16 protein-coding genes and 1 tRNA gene are annotated in these 20,491 nt (G+C 71.4%); 9 read left to right on the top strand and 8 right to left on the bottom strand.

The genetic code is table 11. The features are described 5' to 3' along the window. Window positions 1–29: 29 nt before the first annotated feature. Both ACZ4N4_RS01365 and ACZ4N4_RS01360 read right to left on the bottom strand, forming a co-directional pair. Window positions 30–920 carry a hypothetical protein gene (locus tag ACZ4N4_RS01365; protein ID WP_467583160.1) on the bottom strand — a complete coding sequence of 297 codons (891 nt, stop codon included), beginning with the start codon at window positions 918–920 and terminating at the stop codon, window positions 30–32. 128 nt (window positions 921–1,048) lie between these two features. Beyond that, window positions 1,049–2,800, bottom strand: coding sequence for a glycoside hydrolase family 35 protein (locus ACZ4N4_RS01360; protein ID WP_467583157.1), 1,752 nt, complete (start codon window positions 2,798–2,800; stop codon window positions 1,049–1,051). A gap of 122 nt (window positions 2,801–2,922) precedes the next feature. Between ACZ4N4_RS01360 and ACZ4N4_RS01355 the strand changes: the two genes are divergently transcribed. From ACZ4N4_RS01355 to ACZ4N4_RS01340, 4 genes are all read left to right on the top strand, one after another. After that, entirely contained in the window at window positions 2,923–3,855 is a 933-nt protein-coding gene (locus ACZ4N4_RS01355; RefSeq protein WP_467585265.1) for a helix-turn-helix domain-containing protein, read from the top strand. Window positions 3,856–3,889: 34 nt separating this feature from the next. Beyond that, window positions 3,890–4,240: a chorismate mutase gene (locus ACZ4N4_RS01350; protein WP_453571186.1), complete on the top strand. Its 351-nt coding sequence runs from the start codon at window positions 3,890–3,892 to the stop codon at window positions 4,238–4,240. A gap of 211 nt (window positions 4,241–4,451) precedes the next feature. Then, complete coding sequence (gene pepN, locus ACZ4N4_RS01345) at window positions 4,452–6,935, top strand: aminopeptidase N (protein WP_467583154.1); 2,484 nt, start codon at window positions 4,452–4,454, stop codon at window positions 6,933–6,935. A gap of 112 nt (window positions 6,936–7,047) precedes the next feature. Continuing rightward, window positions 7,048–7,881, top strand: a complete 834-nt coding sequence (locus ACZ4N4_RS01340; RefSeq protein ID WP_467583151.1) for an NAD(P)H-binding protein — start codon at window positions 7,048–7,050, stop codon at window positions 7,879–7,881. Between the two features lie 220 nt (window positions 7,882–8,101). Here the strand turns inward: ACZ4N4_RS01340 and ACZ4N4_RS01335 are convergent, their stop codons facing one another. Further along, window positions 8,102–8,650 (bottom strand): GNAT family N-acetyltransferase, encoded by a 549-nt coding sequence (locus ACZ4N4_RS01335; protein ID WP_467583148.1) that lies wholly within the window; start codon window positions 8,648–8,650, stop codon window positions 8,102–8,104. Window positions 8,651–8,866: 216 nt separating this feature from the next. Between ACZ4N4_RS01335 and ACZ4N4_RS01330 the strand changes: the two genes are divergently transcribed. Together ACZ4N4_RS01330 and ACZ4N4_RS01325 are read left to right on the top strand one after the other, a co-directional pair. Then, a complete protein-coding gene (locus ACZ4N4_RS01330; protein ID WP_467583145.1) occupies window positions 8,867–10,225 on the top strand; it encodes a pyridoxal phosphate-dependent decarboxylase family protein in 1,359 nt (452 codons plus the stop codon). Beyond that, window positions 10,222–11,643: a lysine N(6)-hydroxylase/L-ornithine N(5)-oxygenase family protein gene (locus ACZ4N4_RS01325; protein ID WP_453571171.1), complete on the top strand. Its 1,422-nt coding sequence runs from the start codon at window positions 10,222–10,224 to the stop codon at window positions 11,641–11,643. Before ACZ4N4_RS01330 ends, ACZ4N4_RS01325 begins: the two co-directional genes overlap by 4 nt. Window positions 11,644–11,683: 40 nt before the next feature. On the opposite strand, the gene ACZ4N4_RS01320 is transcribed toward ACZ4N4_RS01325, so the two are convergent. Next, entirely contained in the window at window positions 11,684–13,492 is a 1,809-nt protein-coding gene (locus ACZ4N4_RS01320; RefSeq protein ID WP_467583141.1) for a bifunctional metallophosphatase/5'-nucleotidase, read from the bottom strand. Between the two features lie 150 nt (window positions 13,493–13,642). Between ACZ4N4_RS01320 and ACZ4N4_RS01315 the strand changes: the two genes are divergently transcribed. Together ACZ4N4_RS01315 and pyk are read left to right on the top strand one after the other, a co-directional pair. Next, a complete protein-coding gene (locus ACZ4N4_RS01315) occupies window positions 13,643–14,347 on the top strand; it encodes an SIMPL domain-containing protein (RefSeq protein WP_467583138.1) in 705 nt (234 codons plus the stop codon). A gap of 217 nt (window positions 14,348–14,564) precedes the next feature. Next, window positions 14,565–16,001 carry a pyruvate kinase gene (pyk, locus tag ACZ4N4_RS01310; protein ID WP_467583135.1) on the top strand — a complete coding sequence of 479 codons (1,437 nt, stop codon included), beginning with the start codon at window positions 14,565–14,567 and terminating at the stop codon, window positions 15,999–16,001. A gap of 78 nt (window positions 16,002–16,079) precedes the next feature. Here the strand turns inward: pyk and ACZ4N4_RS01305 are convergent. After that, window positions 16,080–16,154, bottom strand: a tRNA-Leu gene (locus ACZ4N4_RS01305). 100 nt (window positions 16,155–16,254) lie between these two features. On the opposite strand from ACZ4N4_RS01305, the gene ACZ4N4_RS01300 reads away from it, so the two are divergent. Then, on the top strand, window positions 16,255–16,911 hold the full coding sequence (locus tag ACZ4N4_RS01300) for an ANTAR domain-containing response regulator (protein WP_453571157.1): 657 nt from the start codon (window positions 16,255–16,257) through the stop codon (window positions 16,909–16,911). Between the two features lie 94 nt (window positions 16,912–17,005). Here ACZ4N4_RS01300 and ACZ4N4_RS01295 read toward each other — a convergent pair whose 3' ends face one another. Genes ACZ4N4_RS01295 through ACZ4N4_RS01285 form a run of 3 tightly spaced genes read right to left on the bottom strand, consistent with a single transcriptional unit; the run spans window position 17,006 to window position 20,486 of the window. After that, a complete protein-coding gene (locus tag ACZ4N4_RS01295; protein ID WP_453571154.1) occupies window positions 17,006–17,722 on the bottom strand; it encodes an ABC transporter ATP-binding protein in 717 nt (238 codons plus the stop codon). Then, a complete protein-coding gene (locus ACZ4N4_RS01290) occupies window positions 17,719–18,630 on the bottom strand; it encodes an ABC transporter ATP-binding protein (RefSeq protein WP_453571580.1) in 912 nt (303 codons plus the stop codon). The genes ACZ4N4_RS01295 and ACZ4N4_RS01290 overlap by 4 nt, the downstream gene beginning before the upstream one ends. Before the next feature lie 5 nt (window positions 18,631–18,635). Further along, window positions 18,636–20,486 (bottom strand): branched-chain amino acid ABC transporter permease, encoded by a 1,851-nt coding sequence (locus ACZ4N4_RS01285; RefSeq protein WP_453571151.1) that lies wholly within the window; start codon window positions 20,484–20,486, stop codon window positions 18,636–18,638. Window positions 20,487–20,491 lie beyond the last annotated feature (5 nt).

The following is a 20,491-nucleotide window of genomic DNA, read 5'->3' as shown; positions in this document are numbered from 1 at the left end:
CGACGCCCGGGTGATCCAGACGGCAGGGCCTACGTGTCGCACTCCAGCACCGTCCGGCACAGCGAGCACCGGGCCCGGACCCGGCCCCGGACCGGCACCCTGATCCGCTGGTGGCAGGTGGGGCACGGGAACGAGACCCGCAACCCACCGCCGCCGTCGGGCGTGAAGGTGTAGGGGGTACCGGGGTGCGGGGCCGGGGCCGCGGGGGCGTGCCGGCGGTCCCGGGCGTAGCGGCGGCGGCCCGCCCAGCCCGCCGCGGTCAGCGGCGGCTGCTCCTCGTCCTGGCGGGCCCGGGCCATGCCCTTCTCGTACGCCGTGTACGCCTGCGGGCTGGTGAACCAGACGGACGGGTCCTCATGGAAGACCAGGGCTCGCTTCGCCAGGACGTAGCCGAACTCCTCCGGGGTGAGATAGCCGAGCTTCTGGGAGGCCTCCCCGTGCTCCCGGTAGGCGTCGAGCAGCAGCCAGCCCGCGCCCAGATAGGTGGTCGCGGTGTCCGTGAGGATCTCGTTGTCCCGGGTGCTCGGGAAGGACAGGTCCAGCCGGTGCAGGTAGACGTGCATCACCTCGTGGGCGAGGGCCGCGCCGATGTCCCTGCGGTGGGTGCGGAAACGGTCGTTCAGCTCGATGAAGTACTCGGGGCCCGCGGTGAGTTCGACGTTCGCCGCGTGGGTCATCTCCCGGAAGCCGACGATCATCCGGGCCTCGGGCAGCCGGAAGTGCCGGACCATCTCGTGGGCGACCCGCTGGGCGCCGAGGTGCAGGTCGTCGGTGTCGCAGAAGGCGACGTCGGCGGGGAGCACGCTGGTGGCGAAGGTCTGGACGGTGTCGTACGACAGGCGCCGGTACAACGCCGTGATGGCGGCCCGCACGGTGTCCAGGTGCGGGTAGCCGTGTTCCACCGGGCCGCCGTTCGCCACGTCCCCTACCCCCGCAGACGTTGCTGGAGCTGTCTTCCACAGTATGCGGGGGACGGGGGAAACGGGCGGCGGAAGGTTGGTCGATGTCTGCGGGCCGGTGCTGGTTGATCGCGCTGTTCCCCGCGCCCCTAAAGGGGCGCCATGCGCGCCGTTCCCCGGTCGGTCCCCTGGAGTTCCAGGATCCAGATCTCGTTCTCGCCCTCCCTCAGGACCGGACCCGGCACGTACAGGGACTTCTGCGGGCCCGCCGACCAGTAGCGGCCCAGGTTGAAGCCGTTGATCCAGACGAAGCCCCGGGTCCAGCCGGGGAGTTCCAGGCGGGCGTCCCCGGCGCCGTGGACCGTCGCCGTGCCCCGGTAGAGCCCGGGCGTGCCGTCCGGCGGGATCGAGTCGAAGGCAACCGCCTCCACGCCCCCCTCGAACGCGTCCAGATCCAGGCCCCGCGCGCGTACCCCGTGCAGGAACTGGCGTTCGTGCAGGAGGCCGCCGGTGATGCCCTTCGTCTCGCCCGAGCGGGGGCCGTAGTTGACGCGGCCCAGGGACTCCACCCAGAGCTCCACGCGCGCGGGGCCGGCGATCGGCTTCTTGAGCTGGGGTTCCTCCTCGGTGAGCACGCCGGCCCGCTCCCCGTCGACGTACACGACCGCCAGATCGCGCAGTCCCCGCGCGGTGAGCGGATACGGCCGGCGGGGTCCCGGCACGTCCGCCTCGTAGCGGACCAGGCCCCGGCCGATGCCCAGCTCCTCGAAGGTGGGCGGGACGGCGTGCACGCGTTCCGGGCCGCCGAGCGCATCCATGACGCCGGCCAGGGGCGCCCAGCCGGTGATCGCCACGTCCGTCGCCGAAGGCAACACGGCGGGGGCGGGCGGCGGTTCGGGCAGTGGCTCGGCGTGGTACTCCGCCAGCACCTCCCGGAAGCGCCAGAACTTCTCGGTGGGACGGCCGTACTCGTCGATCGGCGCGTCGTAGTCGTACGACGTCACGTCCGGCTCCAGTGGGCCCTCGTGCAGCTCGCCGCCGGGCCGGTTGGCGCCCGCCCAGCCGGCGAAGTTGGTGCCGCCGTGCGCCATGTAGACGTTCACGGAGGCCCCGCAGCCGAGGATCTCCCGCAACGCCGCCGTCGCGTCCTCCGCGTCCCGTACGACGTGCTCGCCGCCCCAGTGGTCGAACCAGCCGCACCAGAACTCCATGCACATCAGCGGGCCCCGCGGCCGGTGCCGGCGCAGTGTCTCGAAGGCCACGCGCGCGTGGGAGCCGAAGTTCACCGTCGCGAGCAGCCCGGGCACCGAGCCGCCGGTGAGCATGTGGTCCTCGGGGCCGTCCGAGGTGAACAGCGGCACCGTGACACCCTCCGCGCGCAGCAGGCCGGTGAGGTGCGCCAGGTAGTCGGCGTCGGAGCCGTAGCTGCCGTACTCGTTCTCGACCTGGACCATGATCACCGGGCCGCCCCGGTCCAGCTGCCGGGGCACGACCTCGGACAGCAGCCGGTCGAACCAGCGGTCCACGTACTGGAGGAAACGCTCGTCACGCGTGCGTGCCCGGGCGCCCAGCTCGCCCGTCACCCAGTGCGGCAGACCGCCGTTCTCCCACTCCGCGCAGATGTACGGCCCCGGGCGCACGATCGCCCACAGGCCCGCGTCCCGTGCCGCGTCCAGGAAGCGGCCGAGGGCCTGGACGTCCTGGAAGGAGCCGGGGCGCGGTTCGTGCAGGTTCCACGGGACGTAGGTCTCCACGCAGTTCAGCCCCATGGCGCGCAGCAGCGCCAGCCTGTGGTCCCACTGTTCCTCGTGCACCCGGAAGTAGTGCAGCGCGCCGGACAGCAGTCGTACCGGGCGGCCGTCGAGCAGGAAATCCGTTTCGCCCACCGTGAAGTCGCTCATAGGCTCACCTTGGACCCCTGGTGGGCGCCGAGACCATGGACAAAGATCGGCAGCAGTTGGACTGAAGAGCCGAGAAGAAGGAGCGCGCAGTGCCGGGAGGGGCGCCCGTCTTCCACACCTGGATGCGGTTCTTCACACCCGGCCCCGTCCAGCACCGTCTCGGCCTGGTCTGCCAGGGCGTCGGCCTCCAGTACGGCGCGGTGCCCGCCGTCGGCCCGCGCGTGCTCGACGGGCACGTCGCCGTGGTGATCAGCTCCGGCCGGGGCTGGTACCGCGCACCCGACGGGCGCCGTACGACGGTGACCGCGCCCGCGCTGGTGTGGCTGACTCCGGGCGTCCCGCACCACTACGGGCCGGACCCGGACAGCGGCTGGGACGAGGGCTTCGTGACCTTCACCGGGCCCGACACCGCGACCTACACGGAACTCGGCTACATCGAGCCCGAGCGGCCCGTGGTGCCCCTCGCGGACGCCGCCGGACCCCGGGACGTCATCGCCCGCATCGCCCGGGCCGCCCGCCACGGAAACCCCCTCCTGGAGGTCGAGACCGGCGCCGCCGTGCACGAGCTCCTGGTCGCCCTGCGTCGCGCGCGTGCCGACCTCGCCCCCGACGGGGACCCGGTGCTGCAGGCGCTCGCCCGGGACGCCTGCACCGGCATGACCGTCGCCGACCACGCGGCCCGGCACGGCATGACCCCGGCCGAGCTGCGCACCGCCGTCCGCCGGATCGCCGGGTGCAGCCCCAAGGACTACCTGATCGGCATCCGGCTCGGCCGCGCCCAGGAACTCCTCGCCACCACCGAACTGTCCGTGGCGGCCGTCGCCCGCCGCGTCGGCTACGACGACCCCGCCTACTTCTCCCGCCTGTTCACCCGCCGCGTCGGCATGGCGCCCGTGCGCTTCCGCGCCCAGCAGAGCCGTGCCGTCCCGGACGACTGGAACGACGGCCTCGACGAGGACGGTCTCGGCGGAGACGGCCTTGACGCAGACTGCCTCGGCGGAGAAGGCATCGGTGGAGACAACCTCGACCGAGACGGCCTTGGTGAAGGCCCTTAGTGATCACGCGGTGGTCCCCTTAGGGTTGACGCCCATGACCACCAGCAACACCGGTACCGGTGACGCCGACCCCGCCGTCCGCGCCGAGCTCGGCCGGCTGCGCGACAGCATCGACAACATCGACGCGGCCGTCGTCCACATGCTCGCCGAACGCTTCAAGGCCACCCAGCAGGTCGGCCGCCTCAAGGCGGTCCACCGGCTGCCCCCGGCCGACCCGGCCCGCGAGGCCCGCCAGATCGCCCGGCTGCGTGCCCTCGCCGAGAACGCCAAGCTCGACCCCGCCTTCGCCGAGAAATTCCTGAACTTCATCATCGCCGAGGTGATCAGACACCACGAGTCCATCGCCGAGGACGCCGTCGGCGACCGGACCGCGGGCGCGCACTGACCCGGCCGTACGCCCCGAAGAGCGCCCCGGCCCTGCCGGTCCGCCGGCGGTGAACCGGCGCTCGAACAGGCGCGCAACGGCCGGGCCGCCGCCGGCCGTACCGTGTCCACCGGCGCCGTACCCGTCCCGCCGCACGGCCACGGACCGGACATAAGCCGCGTACCATCCCCGCCCCTGTGCGTTGTCGCTGTCATCGGGCAGCATGGCCAGCATGTCCGTACTGACTCGCGACGAAGCGCAGAGCCGCGCCGAGCTCCTCGACGTCCACCGCTACACGATCGACCTCGACCTGACCACCGGGGACGAGACCTTCGACTCCCGGACCGTGATCAGGTTCACGGCGCGATCCGACGGCGACACCTTCGTCGAGATGAAGCCCGTCGAACTGCGCGCCGTCAGCCTCGACGGACAGCCCCTGGACCCCGGGGCGCTGGACCAGGACCGGCTGCCCCTGAGGAACCTCACCGCCGGGGAACACGAGCTGCGCGTCGACGCGACGATGCGCTACTCCCGCACCGGCGAGGGCATGCACCGCTTCACCGACCCCAGCGACGACGAGACGTACGTCTACACGCAGCTCTTCCTGGACGACATACAGCGCGTCTTCGCCGCCTTCGACCAGCCCGACCTGAAGGCCGTCTTCGAGCTGTCCGTCAAGGCGCCCGAGGACTGGACCGTGCTCGCCAACGGCGTCACCGAGCACCTCGGCGAGGGCCGCTGGCGGGCCGCCGCCACCCCGCTGATCTCCACCTACCTGGTCGCCGTCGCCGCCGGTCCCTGGCACTCGGTGCGCACCGAGCACCGCGGCCTGCCCTTCGGCATCCACTGCCGCCGCTCGCTGGCGCCGCACCTCGACGCCGACGCCGAGGAGATCCTCGACATCACGCGCGCGTGCTACGACCGGTACCACGAGAAGTTCGAGGAGCCGTACCCCTTCGACTCCTACGACCAGGCGTTCGTCCCCGAGTTCAACGCCGGCGCCATGGAGAACCCCGGCCTGGTCACCTTCCGCGACGAGTTCGTCTACCGCTCCGCCGTCACCGACACCGAGCGGCAGACCCGCGCGATGGTCATCGCCCACGAGATGGCCCACATGTGGTTCGGCGACCTCGTCACCCTGAAGTGGTGGGACGACATCTGGCTGAACGAGTCGTTCGCCGAGTACATGGGCTACCAGACCCTCACCGAGGCCACTCGCTTCACTGACACCTGGGTCGACTTTGGCGTGTCCCGCAAGGCCTGGGGCTACGACGCCGACCAGCGCCCCTCCACCCACCCGGTCGCCCCCGAGGCCGTCGACGACACCGCCGCCGCCCTGCTCAACTTCGACGGCATCTCCTACGCCAAGGGCGCCTCCGCGCTGCGTCAGCTGGTCGCCTGGATGGGCGAGAAGGACTTCCTCGCCGGCATCAACATCCACTTCCAGCGGCACCGGTTCGGCAACGCCACCCTCGCCGACTTCATCGACTCCCTCGCCGCCGCCACCGAGCGCGACGTGCCCGCCTGGGCCGACGCCTGGCTGCGCACCACCGGCGTCGACACCCTCACCCCGGCCCTCGCCACCGCTCCCGACGGCACCCGCACCCTGACCGTCGAGGGCGCCGGCAGTCGCCCGCACCGCGTCTGCGTCGGCGTCTACGACCGGGACCTCGCCGACGAGGGCCGGCTGACCCTGCGCGAGCGCATCGACCTCGACGTCCCGCACAGCGCCCCGCAGGCCCTCGGCAAGCGCCCCGCGCTGGTCCTGCTCAACGACGGCGACCTGACCTACGCCAAGGTCCGCTTCGACGCCGAGTCCGCCAGGACCGTCCGCGCCGCGCTGTCGGGCCTGCCCGACCCGCTCACCCGCGCGGTGGTGTGGAACGCCCTGCGGGACGCGGTCCGCGACGGCGAACTCCCGGCCGCCGACTACCTGGAGACCGCCCGCGCCCATCTCCCGCTCGAGACCGACCTCGCCCTCGTCCAGGGCGTGCTGGCCTTCACCGCGGTCCACGTCGTCGACCGGTACCTCAGGCCCGAGGACCGCCCGGCCGCCCTCGCCACCGTCTCCGCCCTGTGCCGCGACTTCATCCGGCGCACCGAGGACGGCGACAACCCCGGCCTGCGCCTGATCGCCGTACGGCACTTCGTCCGCGCGGCCGCCCACCCCGACACCATCGCCGCCTGGCTCGCCGAGGGCACCGTGCCGGGCGGCCCCGAGCTCGACCCCGAGCTGCGCTGGCGCATCCTGGGCCGGCTCGCCGTCCTCGGCGCCACCGACGAGGCGCAGATCGCCGCCGAGCTGGCCCGCGACCCCAGCGCCAGCGGCCAGGAGGGCGCCGCCCGCTGCCGGGCCGCGCTGCCCGACCCCGAGGCCAAGCGCAGGGCCTGGGAGGCGATGTTCACCACGGACGACCTGTCCAACTACCTGTTCACCGCCACCGCCCAGGGCTTCTGGCACCCCGAACAGGCCGACCTGGTCCGGGAGTACGTGCCGCGGTACTACGGGGACGCGGCCGCCGTCGCCGCTCGGCGCGGCCCCGCCATCGCGGTCGCCGTCGGCCGGGAGGCCTTCCCCACCCACGCCGTCGACGCCGAGAACCTCGCCCTGGGCCGGGCCTGTCTGCGCGACGCCGACCCGGTGACGGCCCTGCGCCGCCGGCTGACCGACGAACTCGACGACCTGGAGCGGGCGTTGCGGGTCCGCGAGGCGTAGCGCTGCGGCGTAGGACGACACGGGCGCGGCTGGTCCCCGATGACGATGCGGGGACCGGTCGCCGCTCCTAGGCTCGGTGCCGAAGAAGCACCAGAGACCCAGGGAGAAACCCGTGATCGTAGTCACCGGGGCCACCGGCAACGTCGGCCGTGCCCTCGTCGCACGTCTCGTCGCCGCCGGGCGGCCCGTGCGGGCGCTCACCCGCGCCCCGGAGACGGCCGGCCTGCCCGACAAGGCCGAGGTGGTGAGGTTCCGGCCGGACGACCAGGCCGCCCTGTTCGAGGGCGCGGACAAGGTCTTCCTGTACGTCCAGGGCGCGGGCGGCCGGATGCCCGAGCTGCTGGACGCGGCCCGTACAGCCGGGGTGCGGCAGGCCGTCCTGCTCTCCTCCGGGATCATCCAGGAGGGCGCCGACGAGACCCACCCGATCCACGCCATGCACGCCACCGCCGAGCGGCAGATCCGCGACAGCGGCCTCGCCTGGACGTTCCTGCGCCCCAACGCGTTCGCCACCAACGCCCTGCAGTGGGCGCCCCAGATCCGGGCCGGTCACACCGTCCGCGGTGTCTTCGCCGACATGCTCACGGCCCCCATCCACGAGGACGACATCGCCGCCGTCGCGGAACGCGCCCTCCTCGACGACGGCCACGAGGGTGCCGTCCACCGCCTCACCGGCCCCGCCGCCACCACCAACACCGACCAGATCGCCGCGATCGGGCGGGCCGTCGGCCGGGATCTGGCGTTCGTCGAGGTGGGGCCGGCGGAGGCGGCCCCGCTGCTCTTCCCGCAGACACCGCCGGAGCTGGTCAGGGGGCTCCTGAAGACCTTCGCGGACACCGTCGGCGTCGCTCCCGAGATCACCGCCACGGTCGAGGAGATCACCGGCAGCCCGGCCCGCACCTTCGACCAGTGGGCCGAGGACCACGCGGCAGACTTCCAGCCCTGACGGCCCTGACGGCCCTGACGGCCCTGACGGCCCTGACGCCCTGACGTCCCTGACGGCTTCGAAGGCGAGGCTCTGACGGCCTTGATGGCCTTGACGGCTTCGAAGGCGAGGCTCTGACGGCCTTGAGGCCTGACGGCCTTGAGGCCTGACGGCCTCGCAGGTTCTGACGGTCTCGCAGGCTCCGGCGGCCTCGCAGGTTCCGGCGTCCTGGCCAGGGCCCTCAGCCGGCCGCCAGCCGTAGCTCCGCCCGGCGTACGCCTCCTTCCCGGGGCCCCGCGCGGCGGTTGCCCACCTCGGTCGCCCTGGGCGCCTCCGCGCCCAGCGTGAAGCCGAGGCGCTCCAGGAAGCGCTCCCCGGACCGCCAGCCCGGCGGCACGCTCGCCGTCACCAGGGACACCCCCTCGGCATGCGCGAGCAGCGACTCGGCCAGCGCCCGCCCGAGGCCCCGGCCCCGCGCCCAGGGCGCCAGCAGGAACAGGCCGACCGCGACCGCCCTGGGCACCGGATGGTTCCGTACCGCGTCCACCAGGCCCGAGACGACCCCGTCCCCCTCCAGCACGAGCAGCACCTTGTCGTCCGGGTCGGCGCCCTCGGGCAGGCCGTAGAACAGGCTCTGCACGTCGCCCGGCCCGGACGGCAGTCCCGTCGCCGCCACGAACCAGTCCTCGCACGCCTCGAACAGGTCGAGCAGCGGCGCCTCGTCCGAGGGCAGCGGCTCCCGTACCAGCACCCGCTCACCGGGCACGTCGATCATCCACGCGTCAACCACCCGACCGACGTTAACCCCGGTCAGTCCCGGTCTCAACGCCCTGTCGCCGCCTGCTCCGACACGCCCCGGGCACCCCGCCCCGACATGTTTTCCCCGCACGGCAGTACCCACTTTCGGGTTTCGATCGTTGAGCTTTGGGGGCGCGCAGACCCAATCCGGTACAAGCTGGAACCCCCCCATGGACAACCCCTTTCGGCCGGCGCCCCGAGGAGACCCATGAGCACGCCGCCCCTCGCATCCGGACCCCAGGGCCCCGACGCCCTGCGGCCCCTGCTCGACACCGTGCTCGACGCGCTGCGCGACGGCGGCCGGGCCCGTGGCGGACCGCTGCCGGCGGGCGGTCCGGAGGCGGTGGCCGAGCGGGTCGCGGACGCCGTCGGGGACGTACTCCCGGACGACGGCGACCCCGACGCCCTGCGCACCCTGGTGACCGCTCTCGCGGCGGGCGCGGCCGACCCCGCCGACCCGCTGTGCGCGGCGCATCTGCACTGCCCGCCGCTCGCCGTCGCCACCGCCGCCGACCTCGCCGCGAGCGCCCTCAACCCCTCGCTGGACTCCTGGGACCAGGCCCCGGCAGCCTCCGCCCTGGAGGCCATGGTCACCCGCGCCCTCGCCCATGCCATCGGCCTCTCCGACGCCGTGGTCACCAGCGGCGGCACCGAGTCCAACCAACTCGCCCTCCTCCTCGCCCGCGAGGCCCTGGGCAGCGGTGTCCGGCTGATCTGCGGCGCCAACGCCCACCACTCGCTGCCCCGGGCCGCCTGGCTGCTGGGCCTGCCCGACCCGGTCGTGGTCCCGGCGCCGAACGGCACCCTCGACCCGGCCGCCCTGCACGCCGCCCTCACCCACCTGCCGAAACCGTTCGTCGTGGCCGCCACCGCCGGCACCACCGACGCCGGTCTCATCGACCCGCTCCCCGAGATCGGCGGCCTGTGCGCGGCCCACGGGGCCCGGCTGCACATCGACGCCGCCTACGGAGGCGGCCTCGCCTTCAGCGACCGGCACCGGGACAAGCTCGCCGGTCTTGAGCGCGCCCACACCGTCACCCTCGACCTGCACAAACTCGGCTGGCAGCCGGTCGCCGCCGGCCTCCTCGCGGTCGCCCGCCCGGCCGAGTTCGGCGTGCTCCACCACCGCGCCGACTACCTCAACGCCGACGACGACACCGAGGCCGGCTACCCCGACCTGCTCGGCCGGTCCCTGCGCACCACCCGGCGCCCCGACGTCCTCAAGATCGCGGTCACCCTCAGGACCCTGGGCCGCTCCGGACTCGGCGCACTGGTCGACCAGGTGTGCGCGCGGGCCCGGGAGTTCGCGGCCCTGGTCCGGGAGCACCCCGGTTTCGAACTCCACGACCGCCCGAACATCAGCACGGTGCTGTTCCGCCCCACCGGAGCCACCGACGACGACGTCGCCGGCATACGGCGCAGTCTGCTGCACGACGGCCGGGCCGTCCTCGGCCGGGCCCGGCTCGACGGCCGGCTCTGGCTCAAGGTCACCCTCCTCAACCCCCACACCCGGCCGGACGAACTGGCCGTCCTCCTCAAACTCGTGGAAGGAACGACGCCCCAATGAGCTCGCTGCCCACCCCCCCACACCAGGAGCCGGAAGCACCCCGCGACCTGGTCGGCATCGGCGTCGGACCGTTCAACCTCTCCCTCGCCGCCCTCGCCCATCCGCTCGCCGAACTGGACGCCGTCTTCTACGAGCAGCGCCCCGGTTTCGACTGGCACCCCGGGCTGCTGATCGACGGCGCCACCATCCAGGTCCCGTTCCTGGCCGACCTGGTGACCCTCGCCGACCCCGCCAGCCCCTGGTCGTTCCTGAACTACCTGAAGTCCCGCGACCGGCTCTTCCCGTTCTACTTCGCCGAGCGCTTCCACATCCGGCGCGCCGAGTACGACGCGTACTGCCGATGGGTCGCCGAGAACCTGCCCGGGCTGCGGTTCTCGCACCAGGTGGACGCGGTCCGCTGGAACTCCGAACGGGACCTGTTCGAGGTCGACTTCACCCAGCTCGACGCCGAGGGGGAGGCCGAGGCCCTGGGCCGTACGTACACGAAGAACGTCGTCCTCGGGGTCGGCACGGTTCCCCACGTGCCCGACCCGCTCAAGCCCCTGGTGGAGGCACCGGGTGTGCCCGTCGTGCACGCGGCCGACTACCTCGACCACCGCGAGGCCTTCCTCGCCGCCGAGCATGTCACCGTCGTCGGCTCCGGACAGTCCGGCGCCGAGGTCTTCCTCGACCTGCTGCGGCACCGCCCGGCCGGCCGCGAGAAGCTGCACTGGATCGGGCGCAGCGAGGCCTTCGCGCCCATGGAGTACTCCAAACTCGGCCTGGAGCACTTCACGCCCGACCACACCCGCTACTTCCACGCCCTGACCGAGCCCGTCCGGGACCGGCTGGTCGCCTCCCAGTGGCGGCTGCACCGGGGTATCGACGCCGACACCATCGCCGCCATCCACGACGAGCTCTACCGCCGCACCCTGCACGGCGGATGGCCCGACGCCGTCCTCACCCCCGGGGTCCAGGTCCGTACGGCCGGACGCATCGCCACCACCAAGATCGAGCTCCATCTGGAACACATCCAGCAGGGCAGCCGCTCCCGGCTCCCCACCGACGCCGTGGTGCTGGCCACCGGCTACCGCGAGCGCCCCCTGGGCCGACTGCTCGCCGGGCTCGACCCCTACCTGCGCCGGGACAGCAGCGAACGCCCGCGCGTGGACGAGCGGTTCCGGCTCGTCCTCGACCCGTCGGTGACCGGATCCGCGTACGTGCAGAACGCCGAGCTGCACACCCATGGTGTCGGCGCCCCCGACCTGGGCCTCGCCGCCTGGCGCAGCGCCACCATCCTGAACTCGCTGACCGGCAAGGAGCCCTACCCGCTGCCCGCCCGCACGGCCTTCACCAGCTTCGGCCTGGAGCGGTCGGAGGAGCGGGTTCCGACGCAGAACGGGCAGCGGCCGAGGCAGCTGACCCCGCTGGTCGACTGAGCGACGGGCGCCGGTCCGGGGACCGGCGCCCTGCGCCCCGTCAGAACACCGGCGTGCCGTCGCGGGTCAGCTTCCAGTCCGCCGACGCGAAGTCCTTCGGGTCCAGGACGCCCTTGGCGGTCACCCACTCCGCGATCCGGGTGCGGATCTCCGTCGACTCCGACCACAGCTCCTTGGCCGAGGCCACATGTGGGAACGCGCCCCCGCCGTTGGCACGGTAGTTGTTCACCGCCAGCACGAACTGCTGGGCGTCGTCCAGGGCGGCACCGCCGTAGGTCAGGTTCTTGATCCGGGACCCGGCCGGCTGGGCGATGTCGATCTCGTACCCCAGGCCCGACACGTAGTCGTAGTTGTAGTCCGGACGGTTGCCCGCGTTGGTCAGCTTCTCCACGTCGACCGGCGCGCCTGCGGCCGTCTGCACGAAGTACTCCGCCGAGTACTCCAGGTAGGCGCGGATCTGAGCGCCCGTCATCACCTTGGCGACCAGCGTGTTGTCGTACACGTACAGGCTCGACAGGTCCCGGACGGTGACCTCGCCGGCCGGGATCTGGGAGGTCCGGGAGAACGGCGAGGCCTGCGCGAGCACCGGGAGCGCGGCGTACTCGGTGCTCGCCAGGGCCGCCTTGACCACGTCCTCCTGGACCTTGGTGATCAGGTCGATGATCGGGGCGTCCCGGTAGCGGGCCTCGACCGTGGTGAGGGTCTCGGTGGCGGTGCCGACGACCTGGTTGACGTACGCCACCACCTTGGCGTGTTCGTCCTTCAGCAGCCTGGTGATCTTCGGGTCGTCGGCGACGGTGTTGGAGTTGCGCAGCGAGGCGGCGACCGACTCCACCTCCCACCTGCCCTTGGCGAAGACCAGCTCGATGTCGAAGAGGGTGAGGCGCTCGGCGTAGCACAGCGGCTCGGAGAGGACGACGGTCTTCCCGGTGGCCTCGTTGGTGACCTTCAGCTCCGGGATCTCCACGTGTGCGTGGCCGACCAGGACGGCGTCGATTCCCGGCACCTGCCGGGCCACGTTCGCGGCCGCGTTCTCGACGTAGGGCACCTGGTCGCCGTAGGACGAGGTGCCCGAGGTGCCGGAGTGGGCCGAGACCACGACCACGTCCGCGCCCATCGCCTTCAGCCGGGGCACCCACTTCGCGGCCTGCTCCTCGAGACCCGGGAAGGCCAGCTTGCCCTGGACGTAGGCCTTGTCCCAGATCGCGATGCCCGGGTTGGTCAGGCCGAGCACGGCGACCTTGACCGGCGGGGCGCCCGGGACGTGGAACTTCTTCATGAAGTACGGCGGGAAGGCGGGCCTGAGGGTCTTCGCGTCGACCGCGTTGGCGCCGAGCAGCGGGAAGCGCAGCTGGTCCTCGAACCTGCGCAGGGTCTCGATGCCGTAGTTGAACTCGTGGTTGCCGAGCGCCGCCGCGTCGTACCCGATCGCGTTCATGGCCTGCGCCATCGGGTGCACCGGGCCGCCCTTGGCGGTGATCGGGTCGACCTTTGCGTAGTAGTACGTCAGCGGGGTCCCCTGGATGGTGTCGCCGGCGTCCAGCAGCAGGGTGTTACGGCGGCCCTTCTCCTCGCGCACCTGGTTCACCAGGGTCGAGACGCGCGCCAGACCCAGCGCGTTGCCCTTGGCGTCGGCGTACTCGGCGTCCTTGAAGTAGTCCCAGTTGAAGATGTTTCCGTGCAGGTCGGTGGTGCCCATGACGGTGAGGGAGTACCGCTTGGGGTGCCTGTCGGGCTTCGGGGAGGCCTGGGCGGCCTGCGCCGGAGCCGCCGCCGCCGCTCCGGCGACCGCCACTCCCGCCCCGGTGGCGGCGGACTTCGTCAGGAACTTCCGGCGATTCAAGGGCATGTCTTGATCTCCTCGGGAAATGGTCAACGACGCGCGTAGATTCTGTCCTGGGCATGACCGACGGCAACAGGTCCGGGAGGTTGCGATCTGGTGACCCCGACGGTGAACTCCGGTGCGCACACCCGGGGATGACATGACAGAGTGGGGCGTATGACCGCACCCTCGCCCGAGGACCGCAGGCCGGCCGGCACGCCCGGGGCGCCGCTTCTCGTCGTGCGCGGCGAGGCCGATCTGGAGGTCGAGCCCGAGCTGGCCCGGATCGGCGTCACGGTGAGCGCCCGGGGCCGCGACCGCCGCTCGACCCTGGACGACCTCACCCGCCGCAACACCGCCGCCCTCGACCTGATCAAGTCCTACGGCGAGGCGGTGGCACACCTGTCGACCGGGACCTTCTCCATCGCCCCCGAACTCGCCGAACGCGGTCGGGGTGAGCGGGTCCGCAGCTACCAGGGCCGGGTCCAGCTCACCGCCGAGTTCACCGACTTCACCGTCCTCGGCGAACTGACCACCAGGCTCGCCGACTTGGAGCTGACCCGGGTCGACGGCCCCTGGTGGTCGCTGCGCCCCGACTCACCCGTGCACGGCGAGGCCCGGCGGCAGGCGGTCGCCGAGGCGGTGCGGCGCGCCCGGGAGTACGCCGGCGCCCTCGGCACCACCCTCGTCGCCCTGGTCGAACTCGCCGACACCGGCAGCGAGGGGCCACGGCCGCGCCGGGCGGCCTTCGACCGCGGGGTCCGCCGGATGGCGGCCGCCGCCGAGATCGCCGAGGCCGAGCCCCTCGATCTCGAACCTCCGCAACTGCGCGTGACCGCCGAGGTCAGCGCGCAATTCACGATGGCGCCGCCGGAGCTGTGACCCCGCCTGGGCCGTTCGGTGTGTCGAATATATGAGCGTCGCCTCTCTGGGTGTCGACTGTGCGGATGTCGACATTCCCGTATTCAACATGTGCGAGATGCTCATCGGAGCGGGTCATCGCACAATTCAACACTTGTCAATAGGCCTTCACGCAAAGGTTGTTGGGTCGTCATGTGCGACCAATTCTCTACCCGTCGGTAAGGCCTAGGCTCGAAGCATGCGCCGAGCAAAGATCGTTTGTACTCTGGGGCCCGCCACCGACTCGTACGACCAGATCAAGGCCCTGGTCGAGGCCGGAATGGACGTCGCCCGATTCAACCTCAGCCACGGCGATTACGCCGAGCACGAGGAGCGCTACCAGCGCGTCCGCAAGGCCTCCGACGAGACCGGTCGCAGCGTCGGGATGCTCGCCGACCTTCAAGGCCCGAAGATTCGCCTCGGCAGTTTCACCGAGGGACCGGTACTCCTCGAACGCGGTGACACCTTCGTCATCACGGTGGAGGAGGGCGCCGAGGGCGACCGCCGTCAGTGCGGGACGACGTACGCCGGTCTGGCCGCCGATGTCACCCCCGGTGAGCGCGTCCTCGTCGACGACGGCAAGGTCTGCCTGGAGGTCACCCACGTCGACGGCCCCCGGGTGCACACCACGGTCGTCGAGGGCGGCATGATCTCCGACCACAAGGGCCTCAACCTGCCCGGCGTCGCCGTCTCCGTCCCGGCCCTGTCCGACAAGGACGAGGCCGACCTGCGGTGGGCGCTGCGCACCGGCTTCGACGTGATCGCCCTCTCCTTCGTGCGCAGCGGCCGGGACGTCGAGGACGTCCACCGCATCATGGCCGAGGAGGGCCGCCGGCTCCCCGTGATCGCCAAGGTCGAGAAGCCCCAGGCCGTCGAGAACATCGACTCCATCGTGGCCGCCTTCGACGGCATCATGGTCGCCCGCGGAGACCTGGGCGTGGAGATGCCGCTGGAGCAGGTGCCGATCGTGCAGAAGCGCGCCGTCAAGCTGGCCAAGCGCAATGCCAAGCCGGTCATCGTCGCCACCCAGATGCTCGACTCCATGATCGACAACTCCCGGCCCACCCGCGCCGAGGCCTCCGACGTCGCCAACGCGGTCATCGACGGCACGGACGCGGTGATGCTGTCCGGCGAGACCAGCGTCGGCAAGTACCCCGTCGAGACCGTCCGGACGATGGCGAAGATCGTCGAGGCGGCCGAGGAGGACATCCTCGCCAAGGGGCTGTCGCCGCTGACCGAGAGCAACAAGCCCCGCACCCAGGGCGGCGCGGTCGCCCGGGCCGCCGCCGAGATGGGCGACTTCCTGAACGCGAAGTTCCTGGTCGCGTTCACCGAGTCGGGAGACACCGTCCGCCGGCTGTCCCGCTACCGCTCGCCGATCCCGCTGCTCGCCTTCACCCCGGAACCGGCCACCCGCTCCCAGCTCAACCTGACCTGGGGCGTCGAGACCTTCCTCGGCCCGCACGTCGACTCGACGGACAAGATGGTCGACCAGGTGGACGAGCTGCTGCTGAAGTACGGCCGCTGCGAGAAGGGCGACATCGTGGTCATCACGGCAGGCTCCCCGCCCGGCGTCTCCGGCTCCACGAACATGGTCCGGGTGCACCACATCGGCGAGGACGACAGCCCCAAGTGACAGCGAAGGGTCCCTCCGTCAGGCGGGGGGACCCATCATTTACGCAAACTTATCGTGACCTTGAAAACCAAGGAAAAGTGCCCCGGGTCGGACTCGAACCGACACTGTACGGGTTTTGAATCCGTTGCCTGCTGCCAATTGGGCTACCGGGGCTCGAAGAATCAAAGGTCACACCCGACCCTCCGCGCGTCCACCATACCGTAGCTAGGTAGGCTCTTGTCAGCAGTACCCCTGCCCTGAACGAGGAGCCCCCGTGACCGCCGCCGAGTCGCCCCAGCCAGTCGACGCACCCGACGACGACAAGTCGCACGTGCCTCCGCTGACGACCCGTGTCGTCATCGCCGAGGACGAGGCCCTGATCCGGCTCGACCTCAAAGAGATGCTGGAGGAGGAGGGGTACACCGTCGTCGGCGAGGCCGGCGACGGTGAGCAGGCGGTCGAACTCGCCCGCGAGCACCGCCCCGACCTGGTCATCCTGGACGTCAAGATGCCCAAGCTGGACGGCATCTCGGCGGCCGAGAAGATCGCCGAGGAGTCCATCGCCCCGGTCCTGATGCTCACCGCGTTCTCGCAGCGCGACCTCGTCGAGCGGGCGCGGGACGCGGGCGCCATGGCGTACCTCGTCAAGCCGTTCAGCAAGAGCGACGTGGTCCCGGCGATCGAGATGGCCGTCTCCCGCTTCACCGAGCTGAAGCAGCTGGAGAAGGAGGTCGCCGACCTCACCCTGCGCCTGGAGACCCGCAAGCTGGTCGACCGCGCGAAGTCCATCCTGCAGACCGAGTACGGCCTGACCGAGCCGGCCGCCTTCCGCTGGATCCAGAAGACGTCGATGGACCGCCGCATGTCGATGCAGCAGGTCGCGGAGGCGGTCATCGTGGACAGCGACGAGAAGAAGTCCGGCAAGGGCTGACCGGCTGTCGTACCGGCGAGGACGCACGACGAGGCCCGCGCCCCGGAGAAGGGGGCGCGGGCCTCGTCGTTCGGAACGGTGTCGAACCCGGGTGTCAGTCCTCGCCCAGATAGGCCTTGCGGACCGACTCGTCGTGCAGCAGGTCCTGACCGGTCCCCGACAGGACGATGTTGCCGACCTCCATGACGTGGCCCTGATCGGCCAGCGACAGCGCCGCCTGCGCGTTCTGCTCGACCAGCAGGATCGTCGTGCCCTGGGACTTCAGCTCCGCGATCGTCGCCATGATCTTCTGCATCATGATCGGCGACAGCCCCATGGACGGCTCGTCCAGCATCAGCAGCTTGGGCTGGGACATCAGCGCCCTGCCCATGGCGAGCATCTGCTGCTCACCACCGGAGAGGGTGCCGGCGGCCTGCTTGCGCCGCTCGCCGAGGATCGGGAACAGGTCGTACGCCCGCTGGATGTCCTTCTCGATGCCCGGCTTGTCGTTGCGCAGGAACGCACCGAGCCGCAGGTTGTCCTCGATGGTCATGCGCGGGAAGATGTGCCGGCCCTCGGGGGAGTGGGCCAGGCCCAGCGACACGATGTTGTGCGCCGGGATCTTCTTCAGCGACCTGCCGTTGAACCGGATCTGCCCGCCGACCGGCTTGAGCAGCCCGGACAGCGTGCGCAGGGTCGTCGTCTTGCCGGCGCCGTTGGTGCCGATCAGGGTGACGACCTGGCCGGCCTCGACCTTGAAGGAGATGCCCTTGACGGCCTCGATCTTGCCGTAGGCGACCCGCAGGTCCTCTACTTCGAGCAGTGCGGTCATCGGTCGTTCTCCTTGCCGGGCGCGGCGTCGGTCGGGGACTCGGCTTGCGCCTCGGCCGCCTCGACCTCGGCGGCCTCCTCGTCACCGGGCGCGTTCTCGAACGGTTCGCCGAGGTACGCGGCGATGACCCGGTCGTCGCCCTGCACGGTCGCGCTGTCGCCCTCGACGAGCTTCTCGCCCTGCACCAGGACCGCGACCCGGTCGCAGAGGTTGAAGATGAAGCGCATGTCGTGCTCGATGACGAGGACGGCGATGCCCTTGTCGCGGATCTTGAAGACCAGTTCCTCGGTGGTCCGGGTCTCCTGCGGGTTCATGCCGGCCGTCGGCTCGTCGAGCAGCAGCAGTCCCGGCTCGCTGGCGAGGGCGCGCGCGATCTCCAGCTTGCGCTGCTCGCCGTAGGGCAGGTTGCGGGCCAGGTGCTCGGCCTTGCGCTCCAGGCCGACGAACTCCAGGAGTTCCATGGCCCGGGCCCGGGAGGCCGCCTCGGCACGGTGGAAGCCGGGGCCGCGCAGCAGCGCGGACCACAGGCCTTCCTTGGTGCGGGTGTGCCGGCCGACCAGCACGTTCTCCAGGACCGTCATGTTCGCGAACAGCCGGATGTTCTGGAAGGTACGGGCGATACCGGCCGCCGTGACCTTGAAGGACTTCGGCGGCAGCACCTGGCCCTTGTAGCGGACCTCGCCCTCGGTGGGGATGTAGAGGCCGGTCAGGCAGTTGAAGAAGGTGGTCTTGCCGGCTCCGTTGGGGCCGATCAGACCGACGATCTCGCCGCTGTTGACGGTGAGGTTCACATTGCGTACGGCGGTCAGGCCGCCGAAGCGCATGGTCACGCCACGTGCGTCGAGCACGGTCTCGCCGGGGTCGGCGGCTCCGGACGCGGCGTCCTGGACGGTGGTGTCGGTGGTCATCGTGGTCACGCCCCTGCCTTGGTGAGGACGGCGGGCGCTTCGGCATCTTCGTGGAACTCGAGCTGGCGGCGCCGGTTGGGGATGAGGCCCTCCGGACGGAAGCGCATCAGCAGGATGAGCGCCACGCCGAAGGCGAAGAGCTGGTAGTCGCCGAGGAACTGCAGCTTGGCCGGGATCAGGTAGAGCAGGGACGCGCCGACCAGCGGGCCGGAGATGGTGCCCATGCCGCCGAGCACCACCGCGGCCAGCAGGAAGGCCGAGTTGGGCGGCACGACGTAGGCGAACTGGTACTGCTCCGGGGTCACCGTGTAGGTGACGTGTGCCTGGACCGAGCCGGAGAGACCGGCGAGGCAGGCGCCCAGGGCGAACGCGATCAGCTTGACCCGGAAGCCGTTGATGCCCATGGCGAGCGCGGCGGTCTCGTCCTCACGGATGGCGACCCAGGCGCGGCCGATGCGGGAGTCACTGCTGCGCCGGAAGACGATGACCACGATGAGCGTGATGATCAGCATCAGCAGCAGGTAGTTGGCGAACCGGCCGATGGTGGAACCGAGGATCTGGTGTTCGGCGCCGAAGTCGAAGCCGAGGATGTCCAGGTTCGGGATGGAGGAGATGCCGTTGGAGCCGTTGGTGACGTCCGGGCCCGAGGTGCCGTCCAGGTTGAGGACGGTGATACGGAAGATCTCACCGAAGCCGAGCGTCACGATGGCCAGGTAGTCGCCGCGCAGTCGCAGCGTCGGCGCGCCGATGACGACACCGAAGACCATCGCTACGGCCGCGCCGAGCAGCGCCGACGCCCAGAACGGCCACTGCACGTGCAGCGGCGAGGACGGCGAGCCGGAGACCAGGGCCGCGGTGTAGGCGCCGACACCGAGGAAGGCGACGTAACCGAGGTCGAGCAGGCCGGCGAGGCCGACGACGATGTTCAGGCCCAGCGCGACGGTCGCGAAGATCAGGATGTAGACGCCGATCGTCGCGTACTGGTCGTTGGACTGGGTGAACGGGAAGGCGGCGGCGGCCAGGAAGGCGCCGGTCATGGTGATGTTCCGGTGCTTCGCGGTGATCGCCGAGACCCGGGCCACGATCCCGGCCTTGGAGAGGGCCGCGAAACCGAAGCCGGCCGTGATGAGGAAGCCGATGAACAGCTCGTCGTACGACGTGCCGACGCCGTAGCTGAAGACGATCAGGCCGACGGCCATGGCCGCGACGATCACCAGGATCTCGGCCCAGGAGGGCAGCGGGCGGCCCGGGGCCGGGGCCTTGGCGGCGAAGGACGCGCGGAAGGTGCTCCAGTTCTGCCGGGACCTGTGCCTGAACAGCTCCCAGCCGGTGTCGTCCGGGTCGACCGGGTCGGGCTCCGGCCGCTCGAACGGCAGGGCCAGCGCGCCGACCAGGGCGGCGAGCGTGGCGATCGCGACGACGAAGCCGCCCGGGTCCAGGTTCACCACACCGCCGAGCTCGTCGCTGATGGCGATGACGGTGTACCAGGCGGTGGCGAAGGTGCCCAGCGCGGCCATCTTCAGCGCGCTCTCGGCACTGCCCGGCGTCAGCGCGCCCAGGCCTCGCACGCCGTAGGAGGCGAGACCGAACAGGGTGGTGAGGAGGCCGCCGATCAGGACCAGGACCTGCAGGCCGCCCGGGTAGCCGTAGACCGTGAGGTCACCGGGGAACGCGGAGGTCCAGGTCCAGGACATGAACGTGGAGACGACGGCGAGGGCGCCGCCGCCGGTGGCGAGGGCCCGGCCCAGCGGGGCGGGCAGACCGATGAGGCCGGACGCGGCGGGCGCGGGGGCGCTCTCGGTCTCGGGGGACCCCGGGGTCTCGGGGGTCTCGGATGCGGTGGTCTCTGTGGTCATCGGTG

This window comes from Streptomyces sp. NPDC026538 (assembly GCF_055567535.1).
This window is presented reverse-complemented; position numbering and strand designations above follow the sequence as displayed.

Excerpts from the sequence above, each read along its gene's own strand:
- ACZ4N4_RS01295 (WP_453571154.1), bottom strand. The coding sequence starts at position 17,722 with ATGACCGCACTGCTCGAAGTAGAGGACCTGCGGGTCGCCTACGGCAAG.
- pyk (WP_467583135.1), top strand. The coding sequence starts at position 14,565 with ATGCGCCGAGCAAAGATCGTTTGTACTCTGGGGCCCGCCACCGACTCG.
- ACZ4N4_RS01285 (WP_453571151.1), bottom strand. The coding sequence starts at position 20,486 with ATGACCACAGAGACCACCGCATCCGAGACCCCCGAGACCCCGGGGTCC.
- ACZ4N4_RS01350 (WP_453571186.1), top strand. The coding sequence starts at position 3,890 with ATGACCACCAGCAACACCGGTACCGGTGACGCCGACCCCGCCGTCCGC.
- ACZ4N4_RS01290 (WP_453571580.1), bottom strand. The coding sequence starts at position 18,630 with ATGACCACCGACACCACCGTCCAGGACGCCGCGTCCGGAGCCGCCGAC.
- pepN (WP_467583154.1), top strand. The coding sequence starts at position 4,452 with ATGTCCGTACTGACTCGCGACGAAGCGCAGAGCCGCGCCGAGCTCCTC.
- ACZ4N4_RS01330 (WP_467583145.1), top strand. The coding sequence starts at position 8,867 with ATGAGCACGCCGCCCCTCGCATCCGGACCCCAGGGCCCCGACGCCCTG.
- ACZ4N4_RS01315 (WP_467583138.1), top strand. The coding sequence starts at position 13,643 with ATGACCGCACCCTCGCCCGAGGACCGCAGGCCGGCCGGCACGCCCGGG.
- ACZ4N4_RS01360 (WP_467583157.1), bottom strand. The coding sequence starts at position 2,800 with ATGAGCGACTTCACGGTGGGCGAAACGGATTTCCTGCTCGACGGCCGC.
- ACZ4N4_RS01325 (WP_453571171.1), top strand. The coding sequence starts at position 10,222 with ATGAGCTCGCTGCCCACCCCCCCACACCAGGAGCCGGAAGCACCCCGC.
- ACZ4N4_RS01320 (WP_467583141.1), bottom strand. The coding sequence starts at position 13,492 with ATGCCCTTGAATCGCCGGAAGTTCCTGACGAAGTCCGCCGCCACCGGG.
- ACZ4N4_RS01355 (WP_467585265.1), top strand. The coding sequence starts at position 2,923 with ATGCGGTTCTTCACACCCGGCCCCGTCCAGCACCGTCTCGGCCTGGTC.